The sequence below is a fragment of the Campylobacter concisus genome (assembly GCF_902460535.1).
GTDB lineage: Bacteria > Campylobacterota > Campylobacteria > Campylobacterales > Campylobacteraceae > Campylobacter_A > Campylobacter_A concisus_AS.
On sequence record NZ_CABPTV010000009.1, the window covers coordinates 86932 to 107057 of the forward strand.

The window sequence follows — 20126 nt, forward strand, 5'->3', positions numbered from 1 at the left end:
ATTGTTATCAAGGATCTCGTTTATATCGTTAAATTTAAAGCCCATCTCACTAGCTATGTGTTCTCTAGACAGATAAGGATACGGCGAGCTAGAAATTTGCATTTTACTATCCTTAGTAAGTTTTAAACTACCTAGTGACTTCTCAAAAAATTTATTTGAGTAAAATCTCTCTTTGTTTAAATCGACCTTTCAACAATTTAGTTTATATATGACTTCTCTCTACACAAAATGCTCCCCTGTTGATAAAAATTTTTCGGCACAACTTTTGCTTACTCTTTGAAGCTAAATTTCAAGGAGTAAGCTATGAAAGTCTCTTATAACTCCATCTTAACAAAACAGCACTACCAAAAACAGACAAAAAACGAAGGCTTTGCAAATTTCTTGCCTAACACTCCAAATATAAATTCGATCAGCCAAACCACTATTCCTAAAAATGACTTTGTTTCATCTAGCGCTATCGACTCTCTTTATCAGGCCAAATTTACTTCACAAGAGGGCTATGGATATAGTGTAGATGCTAAAGGATTTATGGGAGCTGACTTTAACAAAGCAGCAGGCTTGCCACAAGAATTTAAAATCCACAAAAGCACACTTGATGCGATAGTGCTGCACAATCAAAAACACCCAAACTTTACAAATTTTTCAATGAATACAAAAAAAGATAATGTGCTATTTGGAGAGGATAGCTTTGCAAATATCGATCTAGCAGACACAATAAAGCAATACTATAAAATTTTTGATCAAATTTCAGCTGGAGTTATTAGCAAGGGTAAAGAATTTTACTCAAATGAAGATCTAGCAAAGATGCCAAAGGGCTACTTTTCAAAAGATAAAAAAATAGAGCATGTTGAATACCTAATGGGTAGGATGACTAGCGATGAGCTAGATGGACTAACCGATAGAAGCAATGAAAAGGTAACTCATATCTTTAGAACAACTCAAGACGTAGAGAATGCACGCAAGCTAATAAATGATCTAAGTGATATAAATGTAGAAGTCAATGGAAATTTCCTTGACTTCTCTCCAGAAGTTATGACAACTGAGCATACTATCCCTTATATGTGGGTTAGTAGTGCTGGATATGACTTTAAACCTGATATGTCTGTATATGACAATGAACAAGGCTATACAAAGGAGCAAATCTTTGTAGCATTTTTGAAAAACGAGCAAGGTCTTGTGCTACAAGGTGGCACAACAAGGATAACCGACGAGGCTCTTAGTGTGTATAAAAACTATGAAATAATTACAAAACAAGATAGAAGTGAGATAGGCATACCAAAGGCTTATTATGATGAGATACTATCTGGCAAAAAAGATCTAAAAGATATACTAGCTAGGATTTTAAAGCTTAGAAATTTAGAGCTTAAAAAAGATCAAACGCTTGAGGGGCTAGCAAGTAAGATAATGGATGTTTTAAAAGAATTTGATGAGAGGATGAAGGTAAAAGCCTAAAGCCCATCAAGTAAAATTTTATAAAGGCGGTTTATCTCATCGTCGTTTAGCTCGATCGTGCTTTTTGTGTCAAACAAATTTTTGATCTTGCCAGCGTCAAATTCGCTCCTATCAAGGCAGTGCTTGTGAGATGGTAAAAAGCCACGAGTTAAGCAAAGCTCACTTTCTATCTCCTCGTCGCAGATAAAGCATTCAAGCTCGCTGTGAAGCCTGCCCTCATACTCTAAAATTTTGACGTAGCTTTCGATGATAAGGCGTTTTGGGTTTTGCAGCTGCATCTGTTTGGCGCAGCGATCAAGCTCGTTAAAGTAAATTTCATCGAGCTGCTCGACCTCTTTTAGATGATCATAAAGTAGGCGCATAAACTGCTGCCAAATGATGAGTTTGTCACGCTCTAACAGCCATTTAAAGCCAAGGTGAAGTATGCTTCTAAGCTTTGGTAGAAATTTCGCCTCTTGCTCGAGCTCAAAGTCGATCTTGTAGCCAGTCATGATGTTTGAGTGGCGAGCGCCAAAAAATCTATATGACTTTACGAGCAAATTTGGCGTTAGCACAAAGACTAAAAGGTCCTCGTCTCTGACCTTTTGCACGCGCAGGATGTAGCCTTGCATCTAGGCAAAAAACTCCCTTATGCGCTCTCTCATCACGCGGGCGTCTTTGATGAAATTTATATCGTTTCTAAAGGTTGTTGCGCCATCTATGCCCTTGCTGTATTGGTGGAGGTGCTTTCTAAATATGCAAAGTCCGTGCTCGCCGTAGTGCTCGATCATAGCGTCGAAGTGAGCTAGGATGATCTCTTGTTTTAGCGTCTTATCCACGCTACTTTTGGTCTTTATCTCGTGAAATATCCAAGGGTTGCCGATGCTTGCTCTGCCGATCATTAGGGCGTCGCATTTTGTGAGATTTAAAATTTCATCTGCATTTTGCGCGTTTATGTCGCCATTTGCAACGACTGGGATTTTCACGCTCGCCTTTACTCTAGCGATCGCTTCGTAATCAACCTTTGCAGTGTATCCACCAGCTCTGGTGCGACCATGCACTGCGATGTAGTTTGCGCCGGCTTCTTCGCAGGCCTTTGCGATCTTTTCTTCATTTTTGTCGTTAAAACCAAGTCTAAATTTAATGCTTAGGCTCTCTTTGTTTGAGACGCTTTTTACGGCTTCGATTATGCTTTGAAGTTTGTCTAGGTCGTTTAGCAAAGCCGACCCCGCGCCTTGCCTAACGACCTTTGGCACAGGGCAGCCACAGTTTAGATCGAGCCCATAAATTCCATCAAATTTATTGACTATCTGCACGGCTTTTTTTATATTTTCTATGTCGCTACCAGCTATTTGGACGACGTAGGGCTCTTCGTTTGGGGATTTTTTAAGCATTTCAAGAGTTTTGTCACTGCTCTCATAGACCAAGGCATTTGCGCTGATCATCTCGCTAACAGTGACGTCGCAGCCAAATTTCTTGACGACGCTTCGTAACGGCAGGTCAGAAAAGCCAGCAAGTGGCGCTAAGAAAAGTGGCTTTTTACTAAAGTCTATCATTTAAAAAATAGCGAACTAGGCACCATTTTGCCGTTATCTCGCAAAAATAGTAAAACCTTTATCTCTTTAAACTCATCAGGGTCGCTACCCTCGATAGCTTCTCTTACTTTATCAAGCATCTGAAGCTCAAATAGCGCATATACGTAGGCTTCATCAGCGTCAGCATGGATGCTTTTTAGCTTCTCAAAGATGCCGATAAATGCGTCTGGTTTTAGTTTATTTTTAAGCATTATGGCTGCTTTGTCGTATTGTGCTTTTGTTACTTTTGCATTATTTAAAAGATCGAAAATTTCATCGCTACTTAGGTCGATCTCATCATTTACAAAACGCGTGATAATGGTCATTATATCTTCGCTTGCTAGCTCTGGATCGATTTTTTTAATCTCGCTAAATGAAGCTGTTTTTATGAGCTTATCGAAGGCTGCCTTTTTAAGGCTCTCGTTTTGCTCTTGGTTTTTAAGCACGTCAAGATAGTAAGTCGGCAGCTGCTCGATCTTGTTTAGCTCGTTTAGGATGTTTAGCTTGCTATCTTTTGCTAGTCTAAATTTCTTTAGATCGACGATCTCTTTGTTTTTTATGCTTTTTATGGTTTGTAAGATATTGTTTATCTCGCCGTCATCAACACCAACATCTTTAAGCTCGCCTACTGGTGAGATAGAGCGTGTGAGCTGTGAGGCGATCTTGTAAGTATCGGTTTTGAAGTCTTTGTTGCTCTCAAAGCCAAGAAGCGTCTCTTTTGCAAGGTCTTTGTAGAGTTGGCTATCTTTTTTTATCCATTTTTTATATCTATAAAAGGCGTATCCGTGATATGCGATGTGAAGTAGGGCAAGGAGCGCCAAAACGGCCACTGGAAGTGCCACCCAGACAGCTACTGGCAAGGTTATGGCTTGACCTAAGAGCTCAAAGGTGAAGTCTGAACTATTAAGAGAATAGGTAAGTCCTGCAACAACTGCTGTGTAGATGATGCAGTAGACGAGAAATTTTCTGGTTTTCATATTTTCTCCTTAGTTTTTTGCTGTTTTTTCTATTATCTCACGACAAGCTATGCAGTATTTTGCATGCGGTTTTACTTTTAGGCGAGGGACGCCGATCTCCTCTTCGCACATGTCACAAATTCCATAAGTCTTGTTTGCTATCTTTTCAAGCGCCTCGTCGATCTCGTGAAGCTCGGCTCTTTGCTGGGTTGATATAGACTGCTCTATAAGCTGGTCGGTATTTACTGAAGCGATGTCAAATTCATCGCTCACGCCGCTATCTCTTAGGCCACTTACTTCAACTGATGAGTCATAAATATTTTTTTTGATTTGTAGCTTTCTATCTTCAAGTAGTTTTTTGAAAAAATTTAGCTCGTTTTGAGTCATTTTATATTCCTTTATTTGTGATATGGGTGGTTTGCATTTATGCAAAGCCCTCTAAAAATTTGCTCAAAAAGTACGAGCTTGGCGACTTTGTGCGCCATAGTCATCTTGCTTAAGCTTACAACTTTTTGTGCCTTGTTTTTTAAATTTTGGCTAAGCCCATAAGCTCCACCTATGAAAAAATTGATCTGTGAATTTGAGTTTAAAATTTGAGCAAATTCTTGGCTGTCAAGCTGTGAGCCATTTTCATCAAGCATCACACAAAAGCCTTTTAAATTTGGCTCGTAAATTTCATCATAAGCCCTTAGTGCATCGCTTCTGCCACTGCTTTGAGCCTTTGCTATCTTTTCATTAAATATTATTTTGTTGTTTATCTTGGCAAATTTTGCACTCATTTTTATATATTCTTGTATCTCGTTTTCAAAGTTGTCACGCGATGATTTTTGAATGCTAAAAACCGAAATTTCCAAACTTACCCTTTGGTTTTTAGCTTTAGCTCAAAGCTAGTTTCGCTCGGAGTAGTCACTTCGCTTTTAGGGATCATAGCTTTGTTATTTGTAAGAAATTTAACCATATCACTTATATATTTTTTGTATTCGCTTCTTGGCACGATGTCATCTATGAGGCCATGCTCAAGTAAAAATTCAGCCCTTTGAAAGCCCTCTGGAAGATCAGCACCTATGGTTTGTTTGATGACCCTTTGTCCTGCAAAGCCTATTAGTGCGCCAGGTTCAGCGATTATTAGATCTCCAAGCCATGCAAATGATGCACTAACGCCGCCCATCGTAGGATCTGTAAGTATAGAAATATATGGAAGCCTTGCTTCATCAAGAAGTTTTAGGGCTGCTGAAGTCTTTGACATCTGCATCAAAGAAAATGTGCTCTCTTGCATTCTAGCGCCACCAGATGCACTTACGATGATTAAGGCTTGGCGTTTTTCGATCGCGCGTTTTATCGCTCTTACGATCTTTTCGCCCTCAACTGAAGCTAGTGAGCCGCCCATGAAGCCAAAGTCAAAAACAACTAGCTGGATCTCTTGTCCATTGCATTTGCCTTCGCCACATATCACTGAGCTCGTGCGTCCTGTTTTTTCTTTATTTTCTGTGATTCTTTTTTTGTATGATTTTTTATCGACAAAATTTAAAGGATCTACTGGTTTTAAATTTGCGTCAAATTCTACAAAGCTACCTTCATCGCAGATCAAATTTATGCGATCATCAGCTTTTAATCTCATGTGGTAGCCGCATTTTGGGCATACATTAAAACAAGCTTCAACTTCTTTGTAATACATCAGTGAGTGACAGTTGTCGCATTTTACCCAGTGTGTAGGTGCTTCTTCTGGACGAGGTTGAGCTTTTCTTATCTTTGAAAAAATGTCTGAGAAATTCATCTTTTTACCCACTTATATTAAAAATTGTGGGATTATATCTAATGTTAGCCTTGCTTTTTCTTATATGACTTAAAGTTTGTTTGTTTGTGGGGGATTTAAGGGGCAAACTAGCCCCTTAAAAGTATCTTATTAGAAGCGTCTTCCGATAGTAAATTCAAATGTATTTGTATCGTCGCCCTCTTTAGGTTTAAGAGCTTTTGCGAAGATTAGTTGAAGTGGTCCGATAGGTGTTATCCACTCGATACCTGTGCCAACTGATGATCTTTTTATCTCATTTAGACTATTTTCGCCGATCATACCATAGTCATAAAATACAACGCCACGCATTTTGACACGCTCTATTATAGGGAAGCTCATCTCAACTGAGTTGTTAAATGAAGTCTCGCCGCCGTATTCATAGTAGTCGCCTTTATATTTTACTTTTGGAGATACAGTTCTGCTCTCATAGCCACGTAAGCTTCTTATACCACCAAGGTAAAGTCTTTCGTTGATAGGAGTATAGCCTCTCTCCCAAATTTTGCCAAAACTTGCTTTGTATCTTAGGATAAGATCGTAGTCTATGTACTCTCTAAGACCTAGATAGTAGTTGAAATTTGTGCGGTTTTTAACAAAATCCATATCACCACCAAGTCCTGCTATCTCAAATGATGTACTAGCTATGATACCACGTCTTGGCAAGTAGTAATCATCAGTGCTATTATATGTTAAAGCTGGAGTTATAGCGCTTTTTATAGCCTTACCTTCTCTATAAATTTCTTTTCCTGTGTCTTTATTTATATTTCTTAGTTCGTCATCTTTTAGAGTAACTTTACTTTGCTCGATATTATAAGTAAGTGATGCGCTTAAATTTCTAGTTAATTTTCTACCAAGTGTTGTGCTAAAGCCGTAACTTCTCTCTTTATATGTTCTCCAGTCATAGTCGTTTGCGTAGAGCGTTCCGCCAAGGCTATACTCTGAGTCAAAAATTCTTGGATTTGTAAGACTTATCTGACCAGAAAGCTCTCTATCGCTCTTATCAACGCTTACTTGTCCTTGAAAGCCAGAGCCAAAGATGTTTGTGTCAGAAAGTGCAGCGTTAAGTAGCAAGCCATCGCTACTTCCGTATCCGATACCGCCGCTTATAGAGCCAGTTGAAGCCTCTTTTACTTTTACTTTTAGATCGACTGTGTTTTTATCAACTGGATCTTCTTCTATCTCGACATCGTCAAAGTAGCTTGTTCTTTTTAATGCATCTTTTGAGTCTTGAAGGTCGGTTCTACTATATAAATTTCCCTCAGTTAGATATAGCTCACGTCTTACGACACGATCAACTGTTCTGTCGTTTCCTGAAATTTGAACATTTCTTATATATACTTTTTCGCCAGGATCTACTTCGTAGTCGATATCAACTGTTTTATTTTCATCAAATTTATTAGTCTTTGGATAGACTTTGACAAATGCATAACCCTTGTCAGCAACCATATCGTCAAGCTTCTTCATATCTTGGCGAAGTCTTGCTGAGTTCATTGTATCGCCAGCTTCAAGTCTAAAGTCGTTTATGATCTTTTTAGTGTCAAGCTCTAGCTCTTCAGGCGCTGTGATGCTTACATTTGAAACCTTATAAGGCTCGCCCTCGTGGATGTAGTATGTAAGATCAGCTGTGTAGTTATCAAATGACGCATTTAGGTAAGGTGACGAAACAGTCGCGTCTAAATAGCCTTTTTGAAAATATTTATCTTGAATCCTTGCTGGGTCGTTTTCAAGCTCAAAAAGTTTAACTTTTCCGTCGTTTCTGCCCCAAAGCCAGCCCATAAATTCTCTACTTTTGTTTGCAACTACTGGCTCGATATCGTCATAGTCAAATTCTTTTGCGCCGACTAAATTTACCTTTTTGATTATCATATTTTCGCCGCGGTTGATGTTTAGAGTGATGAAAAGTGAGCTGTCATTGTCTGCAACTGGCTGTTTTTCTACGTCGACAACTGTGTCAAAGTAGCCTTTTGACTCGTAGTACTGGCGAATTCTCTCTTTTGTTTTTTCGATAGTTAGCTCATCATACATATTGCCAGGTTTTATGTTGATTAGCGATTCGATCGCAGTTTTGTCGTTTGTCACAACACCCTTTAGATCGACTCTAGCAACACTTGGCTTCTCTTTTACTTTTACTAAAAGATTGCCACTACCTGTATCTTCTATGTAGATATCATCAAAATAATTTTGCTTGTATAAATTTGTGATGGCCTTATCGCTAAGCTTTGGAGTTAGCTCTTGACCGACTTTTAGCCCCATTATCTGTGTGGCTACATCAGGTGAAAGGTGTATTAGACCTTTGAAATTTATTGACTGAATCGTTTGCGCATTTAGACCGCTTAAAGCTAGTGCTAGTAAAAATAATTTCTTTTTCATTAAATTTAACCTAGAGTTTTAGTATAAGTGCGTATAATATCATATTTTATTTTTAAAAAATTTAAATTTTATAATTTTAAAGGTTTTTTATGAAAATAGGTATCATCGGACTTGGTCTTATGGGTGGCTCGCTTGGTCTTGCACTAAAAGATGAAAAATTGATCTCATGTGTTAGCGGATATGATAAAGATGAAAATCACAGCAAAAAAGCGCTAGAACTTGGCTTGGTGCATGAAATTTTAAGCATTGATGAGATGAAAAAGAAGTGTGACATCATCTTTTTGGCTGTTCCAGTAGAAGCTATCGTAAGCATTGTGCAAAATTTAACTGACATTAGTGAAGATACGACGATCATCGACTTTGGCTCGACAAAGCAAAAGATAATAGAAGCTGTGCCAGAAAAAATTCGTAAAAATTTCATACCAGCTCACCCGATGGCAGGTACTGAGTACTCTGGTCCAGAAGCTGCCTTTAAGTCACTTTACACAGGCGCAACTGTCATAGTTTGCGACTTTGCTGAGAGCGCAGAAAAGCACGTAAAAAGAAGCGTTGAGCTATTTTCTTGCCTTGGCATGAAGATCATTTTCATGAGTGCAAAAGAGCATGATCATCACGTGGGTCTCATCTCGCATCTGCCTCACGCTATTGCATTTTCGCTTGCTAGCGGGATCTTAAAAGAAGAGGATAAAAGGCACATCGTTGCACTTGGCGGACCGACATTTAAGGGTATGATACGTGTTGCAAAGAGCTCGCCATTTATGTGGAGCGATATCTTTAAGCAAAATAAAAATAATGTCGTTGCCGCGATAAATATGTTTGAAAAAGAGCTAAATTTATGTAAAGATCTTATAAAAGACGAGCGCTGGGATGAACTTTTTGATTGGATGAGCGAAGCTAGAGCTGTAAGAGAAATTTTGTAATTAACTAAAAATTTATTGATTATATGTAAAATTTCGCAAATAAAATTTAAGGTAATAATATTATGTATAGACGTGGAATAGGTGGTTTTGGCATTGTTGTAGTTTTACTTGTTTTGATATTGGCTGGTGGCTTTGGTTATGCTTTGATGTCGAAAGACTTTGAGCGAAACGAGCCAATCATCGGCGTTGCTGATAAGGTTTATTGGAACCTTCGCTCGCCTATGAATATCAAATTTAAAGATGACAGCGGCATAAAATTTGTGCGCATTAGCATAAATGACGGCAAAAATGACCTAAATTTACTAAATCAAATCATACAAAATCCAAGCACTGAGCTTGATGTAAATTTAACCTTCCCAAAGACTGGATTTTTTGCTCAAAAAGACACTTATGAGATGAGTATAGAAGCGGTCGATACTAGTAAATGGGGCTTTTTTACTGGCAATAAAGCAAGCAAAAAAGTTGAAGTCGTACTTGATACATCAAAGCCTGATCTTTACGTGCTTTCTCAGTCTTACTCTATCTCAAAAGGCGGTAGTGCAGTTGTCGTTTTTAGAGCGACTGATAATCAACTAAAAGAGGTTTATGTCCAGACAAATTTTGGTAAGAAATTTAAGGCAGTGCCGTTTTATAAAGAGGGATTTTATGCAGCGCTTGTTGCTTGGCCTGTGCAGGTTGAAAATTTTAGCGCAGAGGTCATTGCTAGGGACTTTGCGGGCAACGAGAGTAAGTCTCACGTGAGATACTTTTATGAAAATGTAAAGTATAAAACTTCAACGATTGCGCTAAATGATAAATTTTTAGATGGCAAGATAGTTGATCTAACTGATCAATACGCAAAAGATCCAAGCGCTCTTTCAAGGCTTGAAAAGATGAGATTTGTCAATGAAACGCTTAGAAACTCAAACGAAGAAAAGATCGCAGCTCTTACTTCAAGCCCTGGCGATGAGACGCTAACTGGCTTTAGTGTGACTCCATTTTATCCGCTAAGAAATGGCAAAAAGGTAGCTGACTTTGCTGATCACCGCTACTACACGTACAATAACGAGCAAGTAAGCGAGTCATGGCATATGGGAATAGATTTTGCTAGTGTGGCAGCAGCTCCGATTATAGCTAGCAACGCAGGCCGCGTCGTGCTTGCCTCTGAAAATGGAATTTATGGCTTAAATATCGTGATTGACCATGGATTTGGGCTTTACTCGCTTTATGGACACTGCTCAAGCGCTAGGGTAAAAGAGGGCGATATGGTCGCTGCTGGCGATCAGATAGGCACCACTGGAACTAGCGGTCTTGCGCTTGGAGATCATCTGCATTTTGGAATTTTGGTCCAAGGTGAAGAGGTGAGGCCTCAGCAGTGGATGGATAAAAAGTGGGTAAAAGACAACGTGACAAGTGTGCTAGACGCCGCCAAGGCGATGATAGATAAGAACTAAATTTGCAAAATTGGCATTTTAGTGCTATTATAAGCGGATTAAAAAATATAAGGAAAATTTTTGAAACAAACTACTATTGCAAGACGCGTTGAGACCGTTGGTATAGGGCTTCACAAGGGTGAGCCGATAAGACTTATACTAGAACCTCTTGATGCAAATTCAGGCATTATTTTGCACCGCGAAGATCTTGGTATTAGTTTTAAAGCCGAGCCTAAAAACGTTATAAATACGCAAATGGCAACCGTCGTTGGCAACGAAAAGGGCTTTATCAGCACGATAGAGCACCTAATGGCAGCTGTAAATGGATACGGCATTGATAATATTAGAATTTCAGTTGATGCAAACGAAATTCCTGTCATGGACGGCAGTGCGATAAGCTTTTGTATGCTACTTGATGAAGCTGGCATAAGATACCTTGACGCTGGCAAAAAGGTGATACTTGTCCGCCGCGAAGTCGAGGTGATCGAGGGGTCAAAATTTGTACGAACTTCGCCTTCAAGAAATCCAAAATTTGACTATACGATCAAATTTGACCACCCAGTTATTGGCGAGCAAAGATATGTTTTTGAATTTAGCAAGAGCTCATTTGTAAAAAATATCGCTCGTGCTAGAACTTTTGGCTTTTTAAAAGATTTGCAGCGCTTGCAAGCTCAAAATTTAGCCCTTGGTGCATCGCTAGATAATGCCGTGGCTATCGATGATACACATATTTTAAACCCAGAAGGGCTTAGGTTTGAAAATGAGTTTGTAAGACATAAAATTTTAGACGCAGTTGGCGACTTAAGCTTGCTTGGAGCACCATTGCTTGGTGACTACACAGCATTTGCGGGTAGTCATGATCTAAACCACAAACTAACACTTGCTTTAATGGCAGATGAGAAAAATTACGAGATCGCAACGCTTAGTGGCGAGCTTTTAAAAGAGTATCAAAAGGTATTTGCATAAAAAATATTGAAATTTTAGTAGTCTCTTTATCGACTCCACTTTTAGTTGGAGTCTATAAAGATGGCGTAAAATTTGATGAGATCACAACTGACGAGCATGTCAGCGAAGCTTTAATAAAAATCCTAGAAAATTTATCCTCTAAATTTAACATCACAAAGATCATCTACGCAAACACGCCTGGCAGCTTTATGGGACTAAAGGTGGCCTACGTCATCTTAAAAACTTTCTCTTTGGCAAAGGGCTGCGAGTTTTACGCAGTTAGCGGCTTTAGTCTAAATGGCTCCCAAGCGATCAGGGCAAACAAAAATTTAAGTTTTGTGCTAAAAGAGGGCGAAATTTCACTTGAAAAAGTTGAGCCTGTGAGATTTGTGTTGCCTTTAAATTTAGATGAATTAAAACTAAATTCAGATACACTTCCGGATTATATCATCCAAGCTGTTTAGGAGAAAATTTGAATATCTTAATCCCTGCCACAAGTGCAAATTTAGGACCAGGTTTTGACGCTTTGGGGCTTAGTTTAAAGCTTTTTAATAGCGTAAAGATCGAACCATCTAAATTTAGCTCGGTCTCGATAAATGGCGAGGGAAGCGATAGTGTAAATTTAAAAAGAAACAACATTTTTCTAAGCATTTTTAATGAAATTTTTTTAGAGTTAACTGGAAAAAATGAAAATTTTAGAGTAGTTTTTGAAAACAATATCCCATTTTCAAGAGGGCTTGGTAGCAGCTCCGCAGTGATCGTCGGAGCTATAGCTTCAGCCTACGAGATGGCTGGATTTAAGGCTAGTAAAAGCGTCGTTTTAAATAAAGCGATCATCTATGAAACCCACCCAGATAATATCTCGCCAGCAGTTCATGGCGGATTTATAAGTGCTATCGTAAAAAATGGCAATGTTTATGCAAATAAAATAAATTTAAGCGATGATATAAAAGCGCTTGTTGTCATCCCAAATAAGCCGATGAGCACGGCATCATCAAGACAAATTTTACCAAAAAACTATACCATGAAAGAGTGCGTAAATAACCTCTCTCACGCTGCATTTTTAACATCTTGTTTTTATGAAAAAAGGTACGATCTTTTGAGGATAGCAAGTGAAGATATGATGCACGAAGAGCGCAGAATGAGCGCTTTAGAAGAGCTTTTTGAGGTGCGAAAAGTAGCTTATGAAAATGGCGCGTTAATGAGCACGCTTTCAGGCTCAGGCTCAAGCTTTTTAAACATCGCTTACAAAGATGATGCTAAAAATTTACAAGATGTTTTAAAGAGTAAATTTGGTGATTTTAGAGTTGAAATTTTTTCATTTGATAACGATGGATACGAAATTACGCAAAGCTAAAAACAAGTTTAAAAAGGTATAATGAATAAAAATAATCCAGTAAGGACATGCGTCGCTTGCAAAGTTAAATTTTCTCAAAACTTGCTAAAAAGATACCGCTTGGTAGGCAAGAATTTGGGGTGCGGCAAAGGAAATGGTCGCAGTTTCTATCTGTGTGATGGCTGTTTGCAAAAAGACGACAAAATTTTAAAAAAAATAATTGATAAACAAACTAAAGGTGCCCTCGGACTTGACGCACCGAAGTTAAAGGAGATACTCTTAAATGAGCAATGTTAGGATTTCAGAGATCGCAAATGAGCTTGGCTACCCAAGTAAAGAGATAGTCGAAAAAGCTCAAGAACTAGGCCTAAAGGTCAAAACTCACTCAAATGCTGTGAGCCTTGAAGAGGCTGAAGCAATATATGAATACGTTCAAACTGGCGTCATACCAGAGAAATTTAAAAAGAAAAAGAGCGAGCCAAAAGCAAAAAAAGAGCCTAAAAAAGAGGCGGAAAAAGAGCCTGCTAAAAAAGAAGAAAAACCTAAAGCCGAGCCTAAAAAGGCAGCTACTAAGTCTGAGCCAAAACCCGAAAAGGCAAAAGCCGAGCCTAAAAAAGAGGCGCAAATTTCAGAGGTAAAACCTAAAGCCGAGCCTAAAAAAGAAGAGCCTGTAAAGGTTGAGCAAAAGCCAGCTGAAGCGCCAAAACCAAAAGAGAGCTTGGCTGATGTGACCCAAAAAAGACGCGGCCTTGTGATAGTTAAAAAGAAAAAAGATTTCGAGGCGCCAGCCCCGGTAAAAGAGGAGAAAAAGGCTGAGGCGGCTGTTACTAACATTAGTGATTTTAAGAGTATGTTCTCTGCTAGCGATGAAAATTTGGCTAGAAAAAAGAAAAAAGAGAAAAAGATAACAGTTGTAAGCAAAAAAGATAGTGCCGAGAAGATGGACTTGCTTGGCGGAAGCGACTTTGGCGACATCGTGCTTGAAGATGAAGATGTGGTTGTATTGCCTGATTTTAGCTTCAAAACACCAGCACCAGCTCCTATGCAAAGGACAAAACAGCCAAATGCGATGAAAACAACTGTTAATAACACGATAAATTCATTTGGCGAAGGCGGCATACAAAGAAGAGCTAGAAAAAAACATAAAAAGCCTGAAAACAAGCAAAATAATGAAGCTGTAACTTCTATAAATATCCCAAAAGAAATTCGCGTTTACGAATTTGCTGAAAAGCTAAACAAACAGCCTAGCGAGGTCATAGGCAAGCTATTTATGCTCGGTATGATGACAACTAAAAACGACTTTTTGGATGAAGATGCGATAGAAATTTTGGCTGATGAGTTTAATGTCGAGGTAAATATCATCGATGATCAAAAAGAATTTGACTACGTTGCAGCCTATGAAGAGGAGATAAAAGATGATGAAAATCTCCAGCCAAGAGCGCCAGTTATAACCATCATGGGTCACGTAGACCACGGCAAAACCTCGCTACTTGACTACATAAGAAAGTCTCGCGTAGCAGCAGGCGAGGCTGGTGGCATCACTCAGCACGTGGGCGCTTATATGGTAAATAAAAACGGCAAAAACATCACATTTATCGACACTCCAGGCCACGAAGCATTTACGGCTATGCGTGCAAGGGGCGCTGGCGTAACTGATATAGTTATCATCGTTGTTGCAGCAGATGACGGCGTAAAACCACAGACAAAAGAGGCAGTTAGCCACGCAAAAGCCGCTGGCGTGCCAATAATCATCGCAATAAATAAAATGGATAAAGAGTCAGCAAATCCTGATCTAGTAAAAACAGGCCTTGCTGAGCTTGACATCATGCCAACAGAGTGGGGCGGTAAGTATGAATTTGTACCAATATCTGCAAAAACAGGCATGGGCATAGATGATCTACTTGAGATCGTGCTTTTGCAAGCTGATCTTTTGGAGCTAAAGGCAAATCCAAAGGCAAACGCAAAGGCTACTGTCATCGAGAGCTCACTTCAAAAGGGCCGTGGTCCAGTAGCTACCATTATTGTTGAAAATGGCACGCTTCATGTCGGAGACACTGTCGTAGCTGGCGTTGCGTATGGCAAGATAAGAAGCTTGCTTGATGATCAGGGTAGGCCATTAAAAGAGATAAAGCCAGGCGAATGTGGCGTCATAGTAGGCCTTAGCGAGATAGCAGAGGCTGGCGAGACATTAATAGGCGTAAAAACTGATAAAGAGGCTCGCGAATATGCACAAAAAAAGGCTGAATATATCCGTCAAAAAGAGCTTAGTAAGAGCACAAAGGTTAGTATTGATGAGCTTAGCGCTAAGATCGCTGAGGGCGAGCTAAAGACACTTCCAGTCATCATCAAAGCTGACGTTGGCGGATCACTCGAGGCGCTAAAAGCGAGCCTAGAAAAACTAGCAAATGACGAGATCAGAGTAAATGTCATCCACTCAGGCGTTGGCGGTATCACGCAAAGTGACGTTGCGCTTGCAGGTGCAAGTAACGACTGCATCATCCTTGGCTTTAACATAAGGCCAACTGGCGAGATAAAAGAGAAGGCAAAAGAGAGCGGCGTCGAGATAAAAACTTACAACGTTATTTATAACCTAATCGACGATGTGAAGGCGATTTTGGGCGGACTAATGTCACCGATCATCAGAGAAGAGCAGCTTGGTCAAGCTCAGGTTCGCCAAGTGATCCATGTGCCAAAAGTAGGCGCAATCGCTGGATGTATCGTCACTGAGGGTACGATAAACAGAGGGGCAAAAATTCGTCTTATTAGAGAAGGTGTGGTCGTTTATGAGGGCTTAGTTAGCTCATTAAAACGCTTTAAAGATGACGTTAAAGAGGTAGCTAAAGGCTACGAGTGTGGCGTTGGTATCGAAAATTTCAACGACATTAGAGAAAATGACTACATCGAAAGCTTCAAAGAAGTCAAGGAGAAAGCTACTCTATGAACGCTAACGAAATAAAGCGTATGAGGACAGAGAGCGTGCTAAAAGAGCTCATACCAGAGGCTTTAGCCACTCTTGAAGATAGCATTTTAAAGGGGCTTTGCGTTACTGACGTCGAGTGCAAAAAGGGCAGATACGACGCCTTTGTCTATCTTGACAAGATGATGTTTGACGAGCGCGAGCAAGAGTATATTTTGGGGCATTTAAAGCGCGTTTGCAGGCATTTGCAAAACCACTGCATGGCAGCTGAGGGCTGGTATAGATGTCCAAATTTTCACTTTAAATTTGACGATAGATTAGAGTATCAAAACCATATGGATAAGTTGTTTGATAAAATTTCAAAGGATTTAAACAAAAATGGATAATTTAGACAAACTAGTACGTGAGTGCGGCGTAGAGCTTTATGACAGTGAGATCGCAAATGAAAATGGTAGGGCTATTTTTAGAGTTTATATCACAAAAGATGGTGGAGTGAGCCTTGATGACTGCGAAAAAGTGAGCCGTCTGCTCTCACCTATCTTTGACGTGACACCGCCAGTTAGTGGGGACTATAACCTTGAGGTTAGCTCTCCTGGCCTTGAGAGAAAGCTTAGCAAGCCTTCGCATTTTAAAGCGAGCGTTGGCGAGCTAGTTAAAGTTCAAACCGAGGCTGAGAAATTTGCAGGAAGGCTTGTAAAAGCAGACGAAGAGAGCATCGCGGTAGAAAACGAAGAGGGAATTTTTGAGATCAACATCAGTGAGATAAAAAAAGCAAAAACATATTTGGAGTGGTAAAATGCTAAGCGACATTGAGATAACTCACCAAACAAAGTTAGAACACATCAGTAAAGTTGCCGCAAGACTAGGCTTAAACGAAGACGAGCTTGAGCTTTACGGCAAATTTAAGGCTAAAATTTCCCCTAGACTTGCGCCATCAAACTCAAAGCTCATCTTAGTCACCGCGACTAATCCAACCCCATACGGCGAGGGCAAAACGACTATGTCAATAGGTCTTGCTGACGCACTAAATTTACTTAACAAAAAGGTTTGCTTGGCACTTCGCGAACCATCTCTTGGACCAGTTTTTGGCATAAAGGGTGGAGCAGCAGGTGGCGGCTACTCGCAGCTTGCGCCGATGGAGGATCTAAATTTACACTTTACTGGCGATTTTCATGCGATAACATCGGCAAATAACCTCATTTCAGCGATGATAGATAATAGCCTCTATCAAGAAAATCCACTAAAAATAGAGAAAATTTTATGGAAGCGCTGTATGGATATAAACGACCGCGCGCTAAGATTTATCACCGTTGGTCAGGGCGGTAGAACGGACGGCGTGCCAAGAGAAGATGGCTTTAACATCACCGCTGCAAGCGAGATCATGGCTGTGCTTTGTCTAGCTACAAGCCTTTCTGATCTAAAAGAGCGCGTGGCAAACATCATGGTCGCCTATGATAGCGATAAAAAGCCTATCTACGTGCGTGATCTAGGCTGCGAGGACGCTGTTTGCATACTTTTAAAAGATGCGATCAAGCCAAATTTATTTCAAACACTCGAACACACACCTACGCTCGTGCATGGTGGCCCATTTGCAAATATCGCACACGGCTGCAACTCCGTCATCGCGACAAAAACAGCTCTAAATTTAGCCGACTACGTCATCACTGAAGCTGGTTTTGGCTCGGAGCTTGGCGCGGAGAAATTTTTAGATATAAAGTGCAGGATCGCTGAGATAAAACCAAGCGCCGTGGTGCTTGTAAGTACGATCAGGTCGCTAAAATATAACGGCGAAGCAAATAAAGATGAGATCACAAAACCAGATATGAACGCCCTTAAAAAAGGTATCGAAAACCTTGGCGGACACATCGAAAATTTAAAAGTCAAATTTGGTCAAAACGTAGTTGTAGCGCTTAATAAATTTGGCTTTGACACTGATGAAGAGATAAATTTCGTAAAAGAGTACTGCCGTGAGCTTGGCGTAGAAGTGGCAGTTTGCGAGAATTTTGTAAAAGGTGGCAAAGGCGCGCTTGAGCTTGCCCAGCTAGTTTTAAAAGCGTGCGACAAACCAAGCAAGATAAATTTCACCTACGAGATGAGTGACGATACAAAAACTAAGATAGAAAAGGTCGCTAAGGAAATTTATGGAGCTAGCGAGGTGGTCTTTGAAGAGGCTGCTCTTAAAAAGCTTGAGATGATAAAAGAGCTAAATTTGAGCCATTTGCCAGTTTGTATCGCAAAAACACAGTACTCATTTAGCGACGATGCGAAGCTTTTGGGCAGAGCAAAGGGCTTTACATTTAGTGTAAAAGACCTTGATATTAGAACGGGGGCTGGCTTTATCGTCGCTGTTTGCGGCAAGATCATGCTTATGCCAGGACTTCCAAAAGTGCCAGCTGCTGTCAATATGAAGATAGACGCAGAGGGCAAGATCGACGGCTTGTCGTAAATTTATAAAAACACACTGGCAAACGCTGGTGTGTTTAAATTTAAAGGGCATGGATGAACGACGAATTTTACATGGGTCTTGCTTTAAGCGAGGCTTGGAAATTTCAGATCCTGACCTATCCAAATCCAGCCGTTGGGTGCTTGATACTTGATGAAAATGGTCAAATTTTATCTTGCAAGGCTCATGAAAAGGCTGGATATTTACACGCTGAACCGACAGCGGTACTCTTTGCGCTTTGCAAAAAAAGTGAAAAATTTAAAGATGATTTTATAAAAGCATATAATGCTAAATTTAGCTCTAAGATAAAAGAGGGTGAATTTGGCCTTTTAGAGCCAAAATTTAGCTACGAATTTATACTAAACAACCACTCAAATTTACTAAAAAATGCAAAAGCTTACGTCACGCTTGAGCCTTGCTCGCACCATGGCAAAACGCCACCTTGTGCAAATTTGCTAAAAGAGCTTGGTTTTAGTGAGGTCATAATCGGCAGCCACGATGAAAATAAAATAGCAAGTGGTGGCGCAAATTTGCTGCAAAGCGCTGGAGTGAAAGTTAAATTTGGCATTTTAAAAGAGCGCTGTGATAAGCTGCTTGAGCCATTTTTGGCATATCAAAATGGTGGATTTAGCTTTTTAAAAATCGCTCTTAGTAAAAACGGCGTGGCAAGTGGTGGCATCATCACAAATGAGCTTAGCCGCACGCATGTGCATAAACTAAGAAGCGTTATAGATAGATTGCTGATCGGTGGTAACACGGTGCGGACGGACCGACCAAAGCTTGATAGCAGGCTAGTAAGCGGTAGCAAAAATCCAGATGTCATAATCTACTCAAGAAGTGATAAATTTGATGAAACGATACCGCTTTTTAGTGTGCCTGGTCGCAAGGTGAGCGTGCAAAAAGAGCTTAATCTAAAAGGACTTTGCATGTTTGAAGGAGCTGGCGAGTTTTTAAAGCTCGCAAAAGAGGGCAAGCTAGCAAATGTAAAGTGGCTACTGATCTATCAAAGCTCAAATTTTAAAAATGGTGAAAATTTAAGGCTTGATCTAAAATTAAAACCACTTTTTAGTGGGAATTTTGGGGACGATAGCTACACTTGGTATGAAATTTTGGATTAAACATCTAGTCCAAAATAGTGTTTAACTAAAAAGCCGATGCCAAAAGATATGATCGCAACGCCAAAAGTTATCACGCACATCTCAACCACTCTTGGTAAAAATTTAAGCTCCTTTGCCACGCTTATATAAAAGTTGTAAGTGATGATGGCAACTAACGCAAAGAAAAACATCGATAAAACGGCGTAAAGACCGCTTGAAAAGATGAAAAATGGAAGTATCAAAAATGCCGTTGTTATGATGTATGAGCCGCCTGTGTAGAGCGAGTAAGTAAGCGGTTTGATCTCGTCACTTGGATTTTCTTTTGACTCAAGATATGCTGAGCCAGCCATAGAAAGTGCAGCTGCTACACCCATGATAAGGCCTGTTGCGCCGACTGATTTTGTATTTGAAAATGCAAGCGCGATGCCGCTAAGTGTGCCTGTTAGCTCAACTAACGCATCATTCATGCCAAGCACGATACCGCCAGCATTTACGAGCTTTGTGTCTTTTAACATGGAGATTAGACTATTTTCGTGGTTCATCTCCTCTTCATAAATATCACGAGCTTCAGGATATTCATCTACGATGTCAAGATAAAATTTCTCCGCATTTTCTTCGCGTGACTCCATAAATTTTAGGGTAAAAGATGTGCCAAAAATTTTAACAAGTATCGTATAGAAAATGACTTTAAATAAATTTGCACTTCTGCTTTCACCAGTTATCTTTTGGCAAAAAGCATAATGACGTCTCTCTTCGGTGATTAATTTGCGAAGTATTTTTTTATTCTCATTGTCTTTTTCGCTAGCTTCAAGAAGTGAGTATATAGCAGTATCGTCTGCTTCATTTTGTAATTGTTTTAAGGCACGTTTTTTGTCTAACATAAAATTTTCCTTTTTTATATCTTGGAAATTTAAGATTTTGATTTAGAAAGAGAGA

At 39.8% G+C, this 20126-nt stretch carries 19 protein-coding genes; 11 read left to right on the forward strand and 8 right to left on the reverse strand.

Going from position 1 to position 20126, the window contains the following annotated elements; all coding sequences use genetic code 11:
• Nucleotides 1-303: 303 nt before the first annotated feature.
• On the forward strand, nt 304-1452 hold the full coding sequence (locus tag FZ945_RS08640; RefSeq protein WP_148803916.1) for a Cj0814 family flagellar-dependent secreted protein: 1149 nt from the start codon (nt 304-306) through the stop codon (nt 1450-1452).
• Here the strand turns inward: FZ945_RS08640 and recO are convergent.
• The 7 genes from recO to bamA all read right to left on the reverse strand — a co-directional run bounded on the left by recO (nt 1449) and on the right by bamA (nt 8120).
• Nucleotides 1449-2063, reverse strand: coding sequence for a recombination protein RecO (gene recO / locus FZ945_RS08645; protein ID WP_103609165.1), 615 nt, complete (start codon nt 2061-2063; stop codon nt 1449-1451). The genes FZ945_RS08640 and recO overlap by 4 nt on opposite strands.
• On the reverse strand, nt 2064-2987 hold the full coding sequence (locus tag FZ945_RS08650; RefSeq protein WP_148803918.1) for a tRNA dihydrouridine synthase: 924 nt from the start codon (nt 2985-2987) through the stop codon (nt 2064-2066). It abuts the gene before it with no gap.
• Nucleotides 2984-3982 (reverse strand): uroporphyrinogen III synthase HEM4, encoded by a 999-nt coding sequence (locus tag FZ945_RS08655; protein ID WP_148803919.1) that lies wholly within the window; start codon nt 3980-3982, stop codon nt 2984-2986. Before FZ945_RS08655 ends, FZ945_RS08650 begins: the two co-directional genes overlap by 4 nt.
• Nucleotides 3983-3991: 9 nt before the next feature.
• Nucleotides 3992-4348 (reverse strand): RNA polymerase-binding protein DksA, encoded by a 357-nt coding sequence (gene dksA / locus FZ945_RS08660; protein ID WP_021085778.1) that lies wholly within the window; start codon nt 4346-4348, stop codon nt 3992-3994.
• A gap of 11 nt (nt 4349-4359) precedes the next feature.
• A complete protein-coding gene (locus FZ945_RS08665) occupies nt 4360-4815 on the reverse strand; it encodes a 23S rRNA (pseudouridine(1915)-N(3))-methyltransferase RlmH (RefSeq protein ID WP_148803921.1) in 456 nt (151 codons plus the stop codon).
• 2 nt (nt 4816-4817) lie between these two features.
• Nucleotides 4818-5735 (reverse strand): acetyl-CoA carboxylase, carboxyltransferase subunit beta, encoded by a 918-nt coding sequence (gene accD, locus FZ945_RS08670; RefSeq protein ID WP_148803923.1) that lies wholly within the window; start codon nt 5733-5735, stop codon nt 4818-4820.
• Nucleotides 5736-5864: 129 nt separating this feature from the next.
• Nucleotides 5865-8120: an outer membrane protein assembly factor BamA gene (gene bamA, locus FZ945_RS08675; protein WP_148803925.1), complete on the reverse strand. Its 2256-nt coding sequence runs from the start codon at nt 8118-8120 to the stop codon at nt 5865-5867.
• 89 nt (nt 8121-8209) lie between these two features.
• Here bamA and FZ945_RS08680 point away from each other — a divergent pair, with 89 nt between their 5' ends.
• From FZ945_RS08680 to ribD, 10 genes are all read left to right on the forward strand, one after another.
• Nucleotides 8210-9040, forward strand: a complete 831-nt coding sequence (locus tag FZ945_RS08680; protein ID WP_009294324.1) for a prephenate dehydrogenase — start codon at nt 8210-8212, stop codon at nt 9038-9040.
• 62 nt (nt 9041-9102) lie between these two features.
• Complete coding sequence (pgp6, locus tag FZ945_RS08685; RefSeq protein WP_148803927.1) at nt 9103-10473, forward strand: peptidoglycan metallopeptidase Pgp6; 1371 nt, start codon at nt 9103-9105, stop codon at nt 10471-10473.
• Nucleotides 10474-10533: 60 nt separating this feature from the next.
• Entirely contained in the window at nt 10534-11418 is an 885-nt protein-coding gene (gene lpxC, locus FZ945_RS08690) for a UDP-3-O-acyl-N-acetylglucosamine deacetylase (RefSeq protein WP_103558845.1), read from the forward strand.
• Between the two features lie 80 nt (nt 11419-11498).
• Nucleotides 11499-11861 carry a glycoprotease gene (locus FZ945_RS08695; protein WP_187424196.1) on the forward strand — a complete coding sequence of 121 codons (363 nt, stop codon included), beginning with the start codon at nt 11499-11501 and terminating at the stop codon, nt 11859-11861.
• An 8-nt stretch (nt 11862-11869) separates the two neighbouring features.
• The gene (gene thrB / locus FZ945_RS08700; RefSeq protein WP_148803931.1) at nt 11870-12754 is read left to right on the forward strand and encodes a homoserine kinase; all 885 of its coding nucleotides are present in this window, start codon (nt 11870-11872) and stop codon (nt 12752-12754) included.
• A gap of 262 nt (nt 12755-13016) precedes the next feature.
• Nucleotides 13017-15674, forward strand: coding sequence for a translation initiation factor IF-2 (gene infB, locus FZ945_RS08710; protein ID WP_148803935.1), 2658 nt, complete (start codon nt 13017-13019; stop codon nt 15672-15674).
• Nucleotides 15671-16036, forward strand: coding sequence for a 30S ribosome-binding factor RbfA (gene rbfA / locus FZ945_RS08715; RefSeq protein ID WP_004317240.1), 366 nt, complete (start codon nt 15671-15673; stop codon nt 16034-16036). Before infB ends, rbfA begins: the two co-directional genes overlap by 4 nt.
• The gene (gene rimP, locus FZ945_RS08720) at nt 16029-16445 is read left to right on the forward strand and encodes a ribosome maturation factor RimP (protein WP_021089627.1); all 417 of its coding nucleotides are present in this window, start codon (nt 16029-16031) and stop codon (nt 16443-16445) included. The genes rbfA and rimP overlap by 8 nt, the downstream gene beginning before the upstream one ends.
• Before the next feature lies 1 nt (nt 16446).
• A complete protein-coding gene (locus FZ945_RS08725; protein WP_148803937.1) occupies nt 16447-18096 on the forward strand; it encodes a formate--tetrahydrofolate ligase in 1650 nt (549 codons plus the stop codon).
• A gap of 53 nt (nt 18097-18149) precedes the next feature.
• Complete coding sequence (gene ribD, locus FZ945_RS08730) at nt 18150-19211, forward strand: bifunctional diaminohydroxyphosphoribosylaminopyrimidine deaminase/5-amino-6-(5-phosphoribosylamino)uracil reductase RibD (protein WP_148803939.1); 1062 nt, start codon at nt 18150-18152, stop codon at nt 19209-19211.
• On the opposite strand, the gene FZ945_RS08735 is transcribed toward ribD, so the two are convergent.
• Entirely contained in the window at nt 19208-20071 is an 864-nt protein-coding gene (locus tag FZ945_RS08735) for a VIT1/CCC1 transporter family protein (RefSeq protein ID WP_148803941.1), read from the reverse strand. The genes ribD and FZ945_RS08735 overlap by 4 nt on opposite strands.
• Nucleotides 20072-20126 lie beyond the last annotated feature (55 nt).